We start from the raw sequence: 12,629 nt of genomic DNA, 5'->3' as shown, positions 1-12,629 counted from the left end.
TATCTAACCATCCTTCGCTTTATAACGCCATTAATCTTCGCCATTCTTAGCCCGTCTGATTCACCCCGGCCCTGCGCTATCGTCGTGCTACGCTTAATGCTAATTCACGGCTTTTAGGTGTTCTGTTATGCGCTTACGTCAACTTTCACGGGGTACCTTGGCGGCGGGGGCGGCGCTGCTGCTGTCGCTGCCTGCTCAGGCACAAACCAGTGCCGATTGGGCAGCTTACGATGAGGTGTTTGAGCGTGGGGCGCAGCACGCGCAGTGGTGGGATGCGGGTTGGACGGGCATCTATGCTGCAAGCCTTGCGTTTGATGCTTACCAATCCAGTGAAGCCAGCGACCCGGACGACCGTTTTGATGCCCGTGTTGGGGTCGTGAAATCCGCCTTAGCGCTGGGAGGTATGCTGACGGATCGCCAGCCGCATCAGGCGGCGCTGGTAGAGTACGAGCGCCTTAAAGCGCAGGGTGAGCTAAGCGGCGTGCAGGCGTTGGGGCTTTCGCTTGCCCAGGCGGAGCGTGAACGCCGTGGGTTTGAGGCGCGGGTTAGCTCGCTGGTGGTGAACACTGTGGCGGGGGCGGTAATTGCCGCTGACGGTCGCGAGCGGGATGGTGCCATCAACTTCGCTACAGGCATGCTGATTAATGAGCTGCACATTTGGACGCAGCCTAATCAGGCCTCCAGCGCGATTAACCGCTTTCAGCCTGCCCGCGTGTCTCTTGGCCCCATCACGTTAGAAGGTGAATACGCGCTGATGGTGTCGCCCCAGCAGATTGGCGCCACCTGGCGCTATTAGGTCGTTACCTCCTCTCTACACTATTTATCTATGTTTAGTGCCTACATTGCCATCGTCGCTTTGTTAGGCACTTTTGGAGTGGGCGGAAGATTAGCGCGCTTACCGTTGTCAGCGCGCCGTGAGCGCGTAAAATATCCGCCACTTTTTTGGTTTCACCAAATGTTATGTTATAACTTATTTATTCGATAGCGAGGACGCTCGATGAGTGAGCACATGCATCGCCATAACAAGGAAGGCCCTTGTCATTTTTCGCTGATGTCGTTGTCTGCCACTAAGCGGTTGGGCTTTGTCGCGCTGCCGTTGCTGGCGCTTTGGGGGCTGGTGGTGTGGGCAGGCGGGTGGCCGTTATGAGTGAACGTTCCTCTTCGCGTTTGCAGCTGCACGACCTGCACTTGGCCCAGGGCCGTCGCACGGTGTTAGAACATGTGGATGGCGATATTAAGCCCGGCGCGATTACCGCGCTCATTGGTGCGAACGGTGCCGGTAAAAGCACGCTGATTCAGGCCATTATGGGTGAACTGCGGCCGATTAGCGGCAAGGTGGTATGCACGGTGGATAAAGCGCGCCGTGCCTGGCTGCCCCAGCAGCTGGCGTTAGACCTCACCTTCCCCATGAGCGTGGAAGAGCTGGTGATGACCGGCAGTTGGCCAAGCCATGGTGCCATGAAAGGTTACTGCGCGGCCCACTACCGCAAAGGCCGCGAGATTATGGCGCGCCTGGGTATTTCTCACTTGGCTCACCGCCCGCTGGGCGAGCTTTCCGGAGGCCAGCGCCAGCGAGCGCTGATTGGCCGCACGCTAATGCAGGAAGCGGAGCTGCTGCTGCTAGACGAGCCGTTTGCCAACGTAGATAGCGATACGGTCGATATTCTGATTCGCATCTTGCGCCAGATGGCCGATGAGGGTGTCACGATCATTATTGTGCTGCACGATATGGACCACCTGCGCCGCTTGGCGGATGAGGTGTTAATGCTGAATGGCGGCCATGGCCGCTGGGTCGCTCCCAGCGCGCTCAACCACCAGCATGCCCCGGCCCAAATGGTGCCGTTTACCTTAGGAGGCCGTCATGCTGGCACTGCTTGATGCATGGTTCATTGCACCGTTTGATTACGGCTTTATGCGCCGTGCCGTGGTCGGCGGGCTGGCACTTTCCTTGGCTGCGCCGCCGCTGGGTGTGTTTCTGGTGCTGCGCGGCATGAGCCTGATTGGCGATGCCATGGCCCATGCCATTTTGCCGGGGGTGGCGCTGGGCTTCTTGCTGGCGGGGTTTTCGCTGCCGGTGATGAGTGTGGGCGGCGTGCTGTTCGGGCTGATGGTGGCGCTACTGGCCGGGGCCGTTTCCAAAATGGGCGGCCAGCGGGAAGACGCAGCCATGGCGAGCTTTTTCATCATTTCGTTGGCGGCGGGCGTCATGTTGATTTCCATGGGCGGCAGCAGCGTGGATTTAACCCACGTGCTGTTCGGCTCTATTTTGGCGATTAACTCCACGGCGCTGCTGCTGATTGCCTCGATCAGCACGCTGATTGTGATCACTCTGGCGATTATCTTCCGCGCCCTGGTTGTGGAGTGTTTAGACCCGCTGTTTTTACGCGGCCAAAGTAGTCGTGGCGGTTGGGTACATAGCGTCTTTTTAGGGCTACTGGTACTGAACTTAACGGCGGGCTTCCAAACCCTGGGCACGCTGATGGCCGTTGGCTTAATGATGCTACCCGCTACGGCAGCACGGTTTTGGAGCAAGCGGTTAGAAGGCTTGATTGGGATTGCCGTGGTGTTGGCGATGCTGGCCAGCACCGGCGGGCTACTGCTGTCGTTCCATTTAGACACGCCCTCAGGCCCGAGCATTATTTTGCTGGCCGGGGTGGCGTATTTACTCTCGGCGCTGTTTGGCCGTTACCACAGTTTGGCCGCTAAGTTGCGGCGCAAAACCACGCCCTTGGCGCTGGAGCAGTCGCACTAGCGGGTTGATGTTCATACGGTTATTTCTTAAATCAGGAGCATGTTATGTCGCTTTTCTCTTCATCGCGTTGGCTAGTGGGCGTTTCGGCCATATTGGCACTGCCTGCCGCCATGGCGAACGAGCGGGTGCAGGTTGTCACCAGCTTTTCTATCTTGGCGGATATGGTGGAAAACGTCGGTGGAGAGCATGTGACGGTCAGCTCGTTGGTGGGCCCTGATGGCGATGCCCACGTTTTCTCCCCTAGCCCTGGCGATGCCCGTGCGCTAGCCGGGGCCGATTTAGTGGTCTTCAACGGCCTGCTGTTTGAGGGCTGGATGGAGCGCCTGATTGACTCCAGCGACTACAGCGGCCCAATGGTCACCGCCACCGACGGCATTGTTCCGCGGGCGTTTGCGGCCCATAGCCATGATGACCACGGGCACGAAGCGCATGAGCATCATGATCATGGCGATCACGACCATCACGGGCATGGCGAAGAAGAGCACGCCCATAATGACCATAGCGACCACGATCATGGCGATAACGACCCTCACGCTTGGCAGGACCTGCAGCAGGCCAAGGTCTACGTCACCAATATTCGTGATGGATTGATCGAGGCGGATAGCGCCAATGCGCAGAGCTACCAAGCCAACGCCGAGCGCTACTTGGCGGAGCTGGATAGCGTTGATGCCGAGATTCGTGAGCTGCTCAGCGAGATTCCTGCATCGGCCAGTGTGATCACCGGGCACGACTCGTTTGGCTACTTCTCTAGCGCCTATGGCGTTAATTTTCTCTCACCGGTCGGGCTCTCTACCGAAGCCGACCCCAGCGGCGCCAGCATGGCGGCTTTGGTGGATGTGATTGAGCAGGAGAACGTGCAAGCGCTGTTCCACGAGAACATGACCAACCAGTCCATTATCGTGCAACTGGCCGAAGAAACCGGCCTGCCCATCGCAGGCACGCTTTACGCGGATGCGCTGGCCAGTGAAGGCGATGCCAGTACGTACCTGGGCATGATGCGCCACAATGCGCAGGTGCTGCACGACGCTCTTGCAGAGCCGGGCCATGATGATCATGGTTATGACGACCACGACCACGACCACGACCACGACCACGACCACGACGATCATGGTCATAGCCACTGATTCATACCGTGAAGACAAAAATACCGCCAACCCGGCGGTATTTTTTTGCATTGCATTTTGCGCGGTGGATGGGGAGACTTGCATCACCGACTTTCGTTAACGCTGTTTAAACCGCTGCAAAGAGCCAATGCCATGCGCCTAAACGCCGATTTTAGCCACTTTGCCTGTGTCACGCCGGAGCAGTACCACTGGGTGGCCTCCCCCAGTGCGGGCGTAGAACGAATGATGCTGGATCGCATCGGCGATGAAGTGGCCCGAGCCACTAGCCTGGTACGCTATGCGCCTAATAGCCAGTTCAGCCACCACACCCACGACGGCGGCGAGGAAATTCTCGTGTTAGAGGGCGTGTTTGCGGATGAGCATGGCCGCTACTCCGCTGGCAGCTACCTGCGTAACCCGATTGGCACTGGCCATACGCCGCAGATTGGCGAAGAGGGCGCGCTGATACTGGTTAAGTTGCATCAGTTTGATGAGAACGACCTGCTCCAACTGGCGATTCCTGCCCACCGCTTGCCCTGGCAGCCTGACCGTCGGCCGGGCATTACCTACAAAATGCTGCACACCTTTGGCGATGAGCGGGTCAGCCTGGAGCGTTGGGAGAGCGATACCACCATCGACTACCCTGCCCTGCCCGGAGGCTTAGAGCTATTGGTGCTGGAAGGCTCGCTGTGCGACGCGGGCAGCGAGTACCCGAAAGGCAGTTGGTGCCGCTACCCACCGGGTGCGGCCCCGCAGCTTCGTGCAGGCCAACACGGTGTAATGATGTACGCTAAGCGCGGGCACCTATCTGACGCCCTTTCCCAGGCTAGCGCGCCAGGCCAATAAATGGCAGCAGAGTGAGCAGCGCAATCAGAACCACAGCCACCATTACCAGCGTTACCTGAAACGGGTGCTCCGCTAAGCGCCGCCAGAGTGTTGGCGCTTCATTGCGGGCCAGCGCCTCTTTATGGGCTTGGCGTGCGTTAGCTTGGCGTTCGGCCTGATACTCGGCCAATGCGGCCTCTGCGTCATCACGCTGGACAGGGTTGCGCAGCCAAATGGCATCGACCCCCAGGCGGAAAAAGCCCGCCTGGGTTTCGTACACATCAAAGCCATGCTCATCCAGCAGTTGGCGGACTTCCATGGCTTCTTCATCGGTTACATGGCGCAACCGAAACAGCAAATGGGCCATCTTAGTCGCCCATGGCTGCCATGCGGTCGGCTTGAATCACTTCAATCCAGTAGCCATCCGGATCTTTCACGAAGATAACGTCTTTCATCTTGCCCTGGTCGGCACGCTTCACGAAGGTTACGTCGTGCTCATCAAACCACGCCTGGGCGGCTTCTAAATCCGGCACGTTGAAGCAGATATGGCCAAAGCCCTGGGGCTCGGCGTTGCCATCGTGGTAGGCAAAATCCTGCTGGGTTTCGGTGCCCCAGTTGTGGGTCAGTTCTAACAGGCCTTTCTGGCTAAAGGTCCAGGCGGTGCGGGCTTGGGTATCTTCCGGCACGCTGTCGCTGGCTTCCACGTTGGCGAGGAAGTAGAGCGAAAACTGCATCTCTTCAAAGTCCAGCCGACGCAGAACCTGCATACCAAACACTTTGGAGTAGAACGCCAGGGCGCGTTCCGGGTCTTTGACCCGCAGCATGGTGTGGTTTAAGCGAAAACCCTGAGTTTGTGGGGCAACGGGGGCAACGCCTGGGTGCTGTTCACCTTGAAACGACATACAACTCTCCTATTGCGGGTTGGGGCATCATGACATCGTGAAAAGTATGCTGATATAACACAAATTCTTTGACGAACATATTACCTTGTACAAGGCTTAGGCTGCTAACAGCGTCAAGCTGTCTACCGCTATTTGCGTATTGATCATTTTGCTTACTTCCCCCTGTTATGAGGGCGCAGGTTGTATATTTCCAGCCCTCACCCAAGGACCCTTTATGTTCCGCGATCGAAACGTACTAGGTGAGCCGTTAACACCCTGCCGCCACTCTCTTAATCGTTGCTGAAAAGTAGCGGCTGCACTGGGGCTTTACAGCCTCGCCCAAGGCTAGGATAGTACCCACCAACGACAGGGGCGCCGCCCAGCGGCTGAGAAGCACCCTTCGAACCTGAACCGGATAACGCCGGCGTAGGGAGTCGTGGTGCTCACCACCACCTCCTTCGCCGGGAGGAAACCATGACCTACCCCCCACTTGGCGACATGCTCGCCGCTCTACGCGAGTCTACGCCGCTCGTGCACTGCATGACTAACTATGTTGCGATGAACAGCACGGCTAACCTGCTGCTGGCTACGGGCACCTCGCCTGCCATGCTGCATGCCCCTGAAGAGGTGGCTGAATTCACCGCAATAGCGGGCGCACTCTCCATTAACATTGGCACGCTCTCTACCCCTTGGGCAGAGTCGATGCAGCTTGCCGCTCGCACGGCTAAAGAAACAGGCACCCCATGGGTGTTAGACCCCGTAGCGGTCGGGGCCACCGCCTTTCGTCAGCAGGTCTGCACCGCGCTGCTTGCCCATCGGCCTAACGTCATTCGCGCCAACGCATCGGAAGTCATGGCGCTCACTGGCTTAGCCAGCCAAGGTCGCGGCGTCGATGCCACCACCACAACGGAGGATGCCGCCCAAGCGGCGATCAAGCTGGCACAGCAGCAGTGCTGCATTGTTGCCATGACCGGCGAAACCGATTTTATTACCAATGGCACCCACCACTACCGTTTAACGGGCGGCCACACGCTAATGCCGCGCGTAACCACCCTGGGCTGCGGGTTAAGCGCTTTGGTAGCGGGTTTTTTGGCCGCCAACCAGGCCCATCCACTTTCGGCAACGCTGGCTGCGCTGGCGTGCTTCAGCATTGCCGGAAGCCGTGCGGGGCAGCAGGCCAGTGGGCCGGGCAGTTTTCAGGTCGCGCTACTGGATGCGCTGTATGCCCTTACCCCTGACGATCTCTCTTCTCTTAGCCAGCTGGAGACGCTCCATGCCGTTTGATCTTTCGCTCTATTTAGTCACCGATGCTGCGTTATGCGCCGAAACGGGGCTTGAAGCGACCGTGGAAGCCGCCGTGAAGGGGGGCGTGACCATGGTGCAGCTGCGTGATAAGCATGCCAGCGATGAGTCCATGATTGCCCAGGCAACACGGCTGAAAGCGCTGCTGGAAGGTAGCGGTGTACCCTTGATTATTAATGACCGGCTAAATGTGGCCATCGCCAGCGGTGCCGACGGCCTGCACGTGGGTCAAAGCGATACCGCGGTTCAAGAGGCGCGGGCGGCGCTGGGGCCGCAGGCCATTCTAGGACTGTCGATCAACACCCTCGCGCAGCTTCGTGACGCGCCCATCGCGCTGTTGGACTACGTCGGGTTAGGCCCCATTTTCGCCACTGCCAGCAAGCAGGATCATGCTCGGCCCATCGGCTTCGAGGGCCTCGCCGAGCTGGTGCGCGCCTGCCCGTTGCCCAGCGTGGCGATTGGCGGCTTAAAGGCGCAGCACGCCGCCCAAGTGAGTGCCGCCGGTGCCCAAGGGATGGCGGTGATTTCTGCGATCTGCGGCCAGCCCGACCCTTACCGGGCGGCGCTGGCGTTTCGCGCCTCATGAGTCGGCTCGACCAGCTGACCGCCTTCGTCAAAGTGGCGGAGCTTGGCAGCTATACCCGCGCTGCCGAGGCACTGGATCTTTCACGTACGCGGGTGTCGCGGCAGGTCATGGCACTAGAGGAGACGCTGGGCGCTCGCTTGATTCAGCGCACGACGCGGCGGCTGCATCTTACCGATGCGGGAGAGCGCTATTTAACCCATGCCCAGGCCATTTTACTGGCGTTGGAGGAGGCCGCTGCCGATGTCGGCAGTGGCACCCACACTGTGAGTGGGCGGCTGCGTATCAATGGTCCCATGAGTTTCGGTACGCGCTATCTCGCGCCTCAGGTAGCGCAGTTCATGCAGGCACACCCCGCACTCGACGTACGCCTCGATCTCAACGACCGCCGCGTAGACTTGTTGGAGGAGGGCTATGATGTCGCCATCCGCATCGGTAGCCTGCCCGATTCCAGCCTGATCGCCAGACGGCTAGCCCGCTGCCAGCTCGTACTGTGCGCGTCACCCGGCTATTTAGCGCAGCACGGCACGCCTTTGCGCATCGAAGACCTTACCCAGCACCACTGCCTACGCTATCGCAGCGGGCAGAACAGCGGCGACTGGCGCTTCGGCCAGCAGTACGTTAGCGTCACGGGGCCGCTGGAGAGCAATAATGGGGATATGTTGACCCATGCCGCAGAAGCGGGATTAGGCATCGCCCAACAACCCAGCTTTCTGATTCATGAGAGCGTTCAGCGGGGAAACTTGGTGCCGCTGCTGTTAGACCTACCGCCGACCTACCTAGACATACACGCCCTCTACCCCGCACGGCGTTTTCTACCCGCCAAGGTAGCGCACTTCATCGATCAGTTGGCCGATGCCTGGGGCGACCCACCCATATGGGAACAGGGGCTTGGATTATCGCGTATATCGCAACAGTAAAGTGCTCATCGGTTAGATTATCTTCTCCACTCGCTGGCCTACAGTAGCATCATCGCATCCATGGTGATGCTCAAAACGCGAGAGAGTGCTATGACGACGTTAACTACCCCGACGACAATCCTTCATGCGACCGCCCTACTGCGCGTTAGCCTAGGTGTGATGGCCCTGGCTCACGGCCTGATGAAAGTGTTCGTGTTTACGCTCCCTGGCACGGTGGGCTACTTCGAATCGCTTGGCCTGCCCGGTTTCATGGCTTACTTGACCATTGCCGCCGAAGTCGGCGGAGGCTTGGCCCTGGTGCTGGGCCTATACACCCGCTGGGTGAGTCTGGCGCTAGTACCAGTGCTGCTCGGCGCCGCCTGGGTACACCTCGGTAACGGCTGGGTCTTCTCCAATCCCGGCGGCGGCTGGGAGTTCCCAGTGTTCTGGGCCGTGGCCCTCCTGGTGCAAGCCGGCCTGGGCAGCGGTAGCTTCGTCATCAGCCGCCGACTGGCATAATCCAATGGCCTGCCGAGAATCACACGTTGGCAGGCCCACTGACTGGAGTGTATCCTATGTTACCGAGTCTCTTCATTTCCCATGGCTCTCCCATGCTGGCGCTCACCCCCACCCCCGCCCATCACTTTTTACGGGAGTTGGGCCAAACCCTACGCCCCAAGGCCGTGGTGGTCGTTTCCGCGCACTGGGAAACCCCACACTTGCAGGTCAGCAGCAGCGTAAAGCCTGTCACCATCCACGATTTTGGCGGCTTTCCTGATGCGCTATTTGCGGTTCAGTACCCTGCCCCTGGTAACCCTGAGCTGGCCCAACGGCTGGCCAAGCAGCTCGGCGCCACGCCCGTGGAGCGCGGGCTGGACCACGGTGCCTGGGTGCCACTCTCACTGATGTACCCTGACGCTGACGTGCCGGTAGTGTCGCTTTCGCTTCCCAGCCGTTGGAGTAATACCGAGTTGATAGCCCTGGGCGAGCAGCTGGCAATGCTGCGCCAGGAGGATATTTTAGTGGTTGGCTCGGGGAGCTTGACCCATAACCTCTATGAGCTTCAGCCACAGGGTAGGCAGCTTTGCCGAGTGGGTTAATGCACGGCTGCGCGAGGGCGATCGTGACGCGCTGGCCAACTGGCAAACCGCCCCAGACGCCAAGCGCAATCATCCCACGCCAGAGCACTTCCAGCCGCTGCTGGTGGCTATGGGAGCAGGCGGCAGCGCCGCCACCCAGCTACACCACAGTGTTGAGCACGGCGTGCTGGCAATGGATGTCTATCAGTTTGCCTAGCGCTTACGCTGTGGGGCGACGTTTCAGGGTGGTGCGACGATCGTGATAGGCAATGGCCAGACCGCTGCACATGATCAGCGCGCTGCCTACCCAGACCCAGACGTCCGGCAGTTCTCCCCAGAACCACCACCCCAGCAGCACGGCCCACAGCATGGCGGTGTAATCGAAGGGCGCCGCAATGGCGGCGGGCGCATGGCGAAAGGCCAGGGTGATGAACGCCGTGGCCCCCACCCCCAGCACCCCGGAGGCGGCAAAGCCCAGCCAGTGCCAGGGATGGGGCGTTTGCCATACCCAGGGCAGGCTGAGGCCCGTCAGTACCAGCGGCACGGCCGTCATGTAGAACACCATGGCCCACAGGTGCTCGTTGGCGCCATAGCGCCGCGCCGTGACCATCATCAGGGCATAAAATACCGCTGCGGCCAGCATAATCATGGCGCCTAGTTGAAACGCATCTCCGCCCGGGCGAACTACAATCAGCACACCCACAAAGCCTACCAGTGATGCTACAAGCACTGGCGGATCAATACGCTCACCTAAAAGCGGCACGGATAGCAGCGTGACAAATAGCGGTGCGACAAACGCAATGGCGGTGGCTTCTGCCAGCGGCAACAGGGTTAGCCCCCACACAAAGCACACCATGGTGGCGGTGTAGATCAACCCACGCAGCAGGTGAGCGCCTGGCCGCTTGGTGCGCAGCTTACGTAGCCCGCCGCCAAAATAAGCCAACAGAGCAATGAGCGGTAACGATACCAGCGTGCGGAAAAAAATAATTTGTATCGGGGAGTGCACCGCCCCTAACCACTTTGATACTGCGTCCCCTAGTGCTAAAAACAGCACGCCTAAGCACATGCAAAGTATGCCTTTTAAGGATGGCGTCATAAACATGCTCCTTGTGTTGCTATTGTTATGGTCCTACTCGGATATCATCGACATACAATAAAAAGCCCCGCCAACGTACATTAGCGGGGCGGTGAACCACTGCGGTGGTTAAAGGCTTGCGTTGACCACCATACAATCCATGCCCTGCGCCTGAAGCGTTTGGCAAGCTTGCCGCGCCTGGGATTCGTTCAGCGAGACGACACGGGCGCGAAATACTGTCGTGGGCCCCTGAAGCGGATCGATGGCAACGCGGCCTCCCACGCTCGTTGGCAGCTGCTGCGCGGCTTGGCGAGCCAATTGTTCAGCTTGGGCCGCCTGGCTAAAGGCACCTACTTGAATGCCCCAGCCAGCAGAGGCCATTTGCGCAGTGGGAGGTGCCGTCGCCAGCACGCGCTCCCGCTCAATAAAGGCTTGCAGTGGATCTTGCGAGGCAGCTTCTGGTGCCTCCTCACGTGCGGCCTCCGCTTGGAGAAGCTGGGCCTCAACGGTTTGTGCCGGCGTACTGTTAGACATGGGCCGTGTGGGTGATAGCGACGTGGCGGAGATATTAGCCATCATCGGTTGTGAGCGAGGCTGAGTAAGCGGTTGGGCTGGTCCTGCAAACCCCATAAACTCACTTGAGAAACTGGTATCAGCAAGCCATGAGCGTTGATCTCTTAGCGACGCACGCATAAAGCTGCGGTCTAGCAGATCTGCCATATGGGTATCACGGGAAGAGGAACTGAATCCACCCATCACTACGGCTACCATACGGCGGCCATCATGGACAGCAGTGGTGGCCACGTTAAAGCCTGAGGCGCGAATGAAACCAGTTTTTAAGCCATCGGCCCCTGGGTAGTCACGCACCAATCGGTTGTGGCTGGTATGGCGAGTACCGCGGTAGGTGAACTCCTGCAAACCGAAATAGTGGTAATACTGGGGAAAGTCCTGCATCACCCGCACCGAGAGCGTCAACATATCTCGCGCGGTGGTGATTTGCAGATCATCCGGTAAGCCCGAAGCGTTGCGGAAGGTAGTGGCATTCATGCCCAACTCACGCGCCTTCGCCGTCATCAGGTTCGCAAAGCGTTGCTCGCTGCCTCCTAGTGCCTCTGCCACCACGACCGCCACATCGTTGGCAGAACGCACGGCTAGCGCACGAATCGCCGTATCCACAGGAATGGAGCTACCGGCCGACAGCCATAGTTTGGTCGCCGGCATGGCAGCCGCCTGAGCAGAAACGGGCAACGGCTGATCGAGGCTTAGCCTTCCCTCCTCCAGCGCTTCGAATGTTAGGTAGAGCGTCATCATTTTCGTGAGCGACGCAGGATAGCGTGGCTCGTCAGCATTTTCAGCGTATAGCACTTCGCCGTTTTCGAGATCCACAACGATGCCTGCATAACGAGGATTCGCCTGGGCGTTGGCGCTACCCATCAGCGTCATCATCAGCATGACCAGTAGCCAGTGCGCCGCCCAAACCGCTGTGCTCACTCCCCGTGTTGTTGCCATACCGACCTCTTACTGATTGATCACACTGCCCGACACTTGGCCATTCATACGGCTGCTGCATTAGCCTAGCATGCCTTATCGTTAAATTGATCTTCCCATAGAGCATTCATCTCGATAAAGCAGCGGAAAAAGCGCAGATATAAAAAAACCGACCCCAAAGGGTCGGTTTTCATTGTGCCTACCAGAAGGAGCAGCGCTTATTCAGCGACGGCTTCTTCTTCAGCCACCGGGCGGTCTACGAGCTCAACGTACGCCATGGGCGCGTTGTCGCCGGTGCGGTAACCGCACTTGAGAATACGGATGTAACCACCCGGACGCTCGGCGTAGCGCGGACCCAGCTCGTTGAACAGTTTGCCGACGGCTTCTTTGGAGCGCGTACGAGCAAAGGCCAAACGGCGGTTTGCAACGCTATCCTGCTTTGCCAGGGTGATCAGCGGCTCGATAACGCGACGCAGTTCCTTGGCCTTGGGCAGGGTTGTCTTGATGACTTCATGTTCGACCAGCGAGACAGACATGTTCTTGAACATGGCCTGACGGTGCGAGCTGGTACGATTCAGATGACGACCACTCTTACGATGACGCATGGTTGTGATTCCTTACCAAACTGGGACTCAAGTCGAC

General features: G+C 59.0%; 17 protein-coding genes and 1 riboswitch. Of the genes, 12 read left to right on the top strand and 5 right to left on the bottom strand.

Annotated elements, in window-relative coordinates:
- The first annotated feature begins 127 nt into the window (after positions 1-127).
- From L1249_RS02110 to L1249_RS02085, 6 genes are all read left to right on the top strand, one after another.
- Complete coding sequence (locus L1249_RS02110; RefSeq protein ID WP_058579831.1) at positions 128-796, top strand: hypothetical protein; 669 nt, start codon at positions 128-130, stop codon at positions 794-796.
- A gap of 201 nt (positions 797-997) precedes the next feature.
- On the top strand, positions 998-1,147 hold the full coding sequence (locus tag L1249_RS02105) for a hypothetical protein (RefSeq protein ID WP_162835825.1): 150 nt from the start codon (positions 998-1,000) through the stop codon (positions 1,145-1,147).
- On the top strand, positions 1,144-1,878 hold the full coding sequence (locus tag L1249_RS02100) for a metal ABC transporter ATP-binding protein (RefSeq protein ID WP_044628806.1): 735 nt from the start codon (positions 1,144-1,146) through the stop codon (positions 1,876-1,878). The genes L1249_RS02105 and L1249_RS02100 overlap by 4 nt, the downstream gene beginning before the upstream one ends.
- Complete coding sequence (locus tag L1249_RS02095; protein WP_044628807.1) at positions 1,862-2,752, top strand: metal ABC transporter permease; 891 nt, start codon at positions 1,862-1,864, stop codon at positions 2,750-2,752. Before L1249_RS02100 ends, L1249_RS02095 begins: the two co-directional genes overlap by 17 nt.
- Positions 2,753-2,796: 44 nt before the next feature.
- Positions 2,797-3,876: a metal ABC transporter solute-binding protein, Zn/Mn family gene (locus L1249_RS02090; protein WP_235253007.1), complete on the top strand. Its 1,080-nt coding sequence runs from the start codon at positions 2,797-2,799 to the stop codon at positions 3,874-3,876.
- Positions 3,877-4,008: 132 nt separating this feature from the next.
- Positions 4,009-4,701, top strand: a complete 693-nt coding sequence (locus L1249_RS02085; RefSeq protein ID WP_172415822.1) for a cupin domain-containing protein — start codon at positions 4,009-4,011, stop codon at positions 4,699-4,701.
- Here the strand turns inward: L1249_RS02085 and L1249_RS02080 are convergent.
- The gene (locus L1249_RS02080; RefSeq protein WP_044628810.1) at positions 4,682-5,047 is read right to left on the bottom strand and encodes a DUF6164 family protein; all 366 of its coding nucleotides are present in this window, start codon (positions 5,045-5,047) and stop codon (positions 4,682-4,684) included. The two genes, L1249_RS02085 and L1249_RS02080, sit on opposite strands and share 20 nt — an antisense overlap.
- A gap of 1 nt (position 5,048) precedes the next feature.
- Entirely contained in the window at positions 5,049-5,582 is a 534-nt protein-coding gene (gene gloA, locus L1249_RS02075) for a lactoylglutathione lyase (RefSeq protein WP_044628811.1), read from the bottom strand.
- A gap of 337 nt (positions 5,583-5,919) precedes the next feature.
- Positions 5,920-6,011, top strand: a riboswitch (TPP riboswitch).
- A gap of 24 nt (positions 6,012-6,035) precedes the next feature.
- On the opposite strand from gloA, the gene thiM reads away from it, so the two are divergent.
- The 6 genes from thiM to L1249_RS02045 all read left to right on the top strand — a co-directional run bounded on the left by thiM (position 6,036) and on the right by L1249_RS02045 (position 9,641).
- Positions 6,036-6,845 carry a hydroxyethylthiazole kinase gene (gene thiM / locus L1249_RS02070; RefSeq protein ID WP_137092798.1) on the top strand — a complete coding sequence of 270 codons (810 nt, stop codon included), beginning with the start codon at positions 6,036-6,038 and terminating at the stop codon, positions 6,843-6,845.
- Entirely contained in the window at positions 6,835-7,449 is a 615-nt protein-coding gene (gene thiE, locus L1249_RS02065; RefSeq protein ID WP_172415821.1) for a thiamine phosphate synthase, read from the top strand. The genes thiM and thiE overlap by 11 nt, the downstream gene beginning before the upstream one ends.
- On the top strand, positions 7,446-8,366 hold the full coding sequence (locus L1249_RS02060; protein WP_172415820.1) for a LysR family transcriptional regulator: 921 nt from the start codon (positions 7,446-7,448) through the stop codon (positions 8,364-8,366). The genes thiE and L1249_RS02060 overlap by 4 nt, the downstream gene beginning before the upstream one ends.
- A gap of 90 nt (positions 8,367-8,456) precedes the next feature.
- Complete coding sequence (locus L1249_RS02055; RefSeq protein WP_044628815.1) at positions 8,457-8,864, top strand: DoxX family protein; 408 nt, start codon at positions 8,457-8,459, stop codon at positions 8,862-8,864.
- A 56-nt stretch (positions 8,865-8,920) separates the two neighbouring features.
- Positions 8,921-9,445, top strand: a complete 525-nt coding sequence (locus tag L1249_RS02050) for a DODA-type extradiol aromatic ring-opening family dioxygenase (RefSeq protein WP_235253006.1) — start codon at positions 8,921-8,923, stop codon at positions 9,443-9,445.
- Positions 9,402-9,641, top strand: coding sequence for a hypothetical protein (locus L1249_RS02045; protein WP_235253005.1), 240 nt, complete (start codon positions 9,402-9,404; stop codon positions 9,639-9,641). Before L1249_RS02050 ends, L1249_RS02045 begins: the two co-directional genes overlap by 44 nt.
- A 3-nt stretch (positions 9,642-9,644) precedes the next feature.
- Here the strand turns inward: L1249_RS02045 and L1249_RS02040 are convergent, their stop codons facing one another.
- The 3 genes from L1249_RS02040 to rplQ all read right to left on the bottom strand — a co-directional run bounded on the left by L1249_RS02040 (position 9,645) and on the right by rplQ (position 12,592).
- Positions 9,645-10,520, bottom strand: coding sequence for a DMT family transporter (locus L1249_RS02040; protein ID WP_235253004.1), 876 nt, complete (start codon positions 10,518-10,520; stop codon positions 9,645-9,647).
- 108 nt (positions 10,521-10,628) lie between these two features.
- Entirely contained in the window at positions 10,629-12,008 is a 1,380-nt protein-coding gene (locus tag L1249_RS02035; RefSeq protein WP_044628818.1) for a D-alanyl-D-alanine carboxypeptidase, read from the bottom strand.
- A gap of 197 nt (positions 12,009-12,205) precedes the next feature.
- A complete protein-coding gene (gene rplQ / locus L1249_RS02030; RefSeq protein ID WP_044628819.1) occupies positions 12,206-12,592 on the bottom strand; it encodes a 50S ribosomal protein L17 in 387 nt (128 codons plus the stop codon).
- Positions 12,593-12,629: the final 37 nt, after the last annotated feature.

The sequence above is a fragment of the Halomonas sp. Cn5-12 genome, from assembly GCF_021532545.1.
GTDB classification, from domain to species: domain Bacteria; phylum Pseudomonadota; class Gammaproteobacteria; order Pseudomonadales; family Halomonadaceae; genus Vreelandella; species Vreelandella aquamarina.
The sequence above is the reverse complement of the archived record's forward strand: the minus strand, read 5'-3'. Positions and strand labels throughout refer to the sequence as shown.

Coding starts and splice junctions, on each gene's coding strand:
- L1249_RS02105 (WP_162835825.1), top strand. CDS start 998: ATGAGTGAGCACATGCATCGCCATAACAAGGAAGGCCCTTGTCATTTT.
- L1249_RS02055 (WP_044628815.1), top strand. CDS start 8,457: ATGACGACGTTAACTACCCCGACGACAATCCTTCATGCGACCGCCCTA.
- thiM (WP_137092798.1), top strand. CDS start 6,036: ATGACCTACCCCCCACTTGGCGACATGCTCGCCGCTCTACGCGAGTCT.
- L1249_RS02100 (WP_044628806.1), top strand. CDS start 1,144: ATGAGTGAACGTTCCTCTTCGCGTTTGCAGCTGCACGACCTGCACTTG.
- thiE (WP_172415821.1), top strand. CDS start 6,835: ATGCCGTTTGATCTTTCGCTCTATTTAGTCACCGATGCTGCGTTATGC.
- L1249_RS02035 (WP_044628818.1), bottom strand. CDS start 12,008: ATGGCAACAACACGGGGAGTGAGCACAGCGGTTTGGGCGGCGCACTGG.
- L1249_RS02085 (WP_172415822.1), top strand. CDS start 4,009: ATGCGCCTAAACGCCGATTTTAGCCACTTTGCCTGTGTCACGCCGGAG.
- L1249_RS02090 (WP_235253007.1), top strand. CDS start 2,797: ATGTCGCTTTTCTCTTCATCGCGTTGGCTAGTGGGCGTTTCGGCCATA.
- L1249_RS02060 (WP_172415820.1), top strand. CDS start 7,446: ATGAGTCGGCTCGACCAGCTGACCGCCTTCGTCAAAGTGGCGGAGCTT.
- rplQ (WP_044628819.1), bottom strand. CDS start 12,592: ATGCGTCATCGTAAGAGTGGTCGTCATCTGAATCGTACCAGCTCGCAC.
- L1249_RS02050 (WP_235253006.1), top strand. CDS start 8,921: ATGTTACCGAGTCTCTTCATTTCCCATGGCTCTCCCATGCTGGCGCTC.
- gloA (WP_044628811.1), bottom strand. CDS start 5,582: ATGTCGTTTCAAGGTGAACAGCACCCAGGCGTTGCCCCCGTTGCCCCA.
- L1249_RS02080 (WP_044628810.1), bottom strand. CDS start 5,047: ATGGCCCATTTGCTGTTTCGGTTGCGCCATGTAACCGATGAAGAAGCC.
- L1249_RS02110 (WP_058579831.1), top strand. CDS start 128: ATGCGCTTACGTCAACTTTCACGGGGTACCTTGGCGGCGGGGGCGGCG.
- L1249_RS02040 (WP_235253004.1), bottom strand. CDS start 10,520: ATGACGCCATCCTTAAAAGGCATACTTTGCATGTGCTTAGGCGTGCTG.
- L1249_RS02045 (WP_235253005.1), top strand. CDS start 9,402: ATGAGCTTCAGCCACAGGGTAGGCAGCTTTGCCGAGTGGGTTAATGCA.
- L1249_RS02095 (WP_044628807.1), top strand. CDS start 1,862: ATGCTGGCACTGCTTGATGCATGGTTCATTGCACCGTTTGATTACGGC.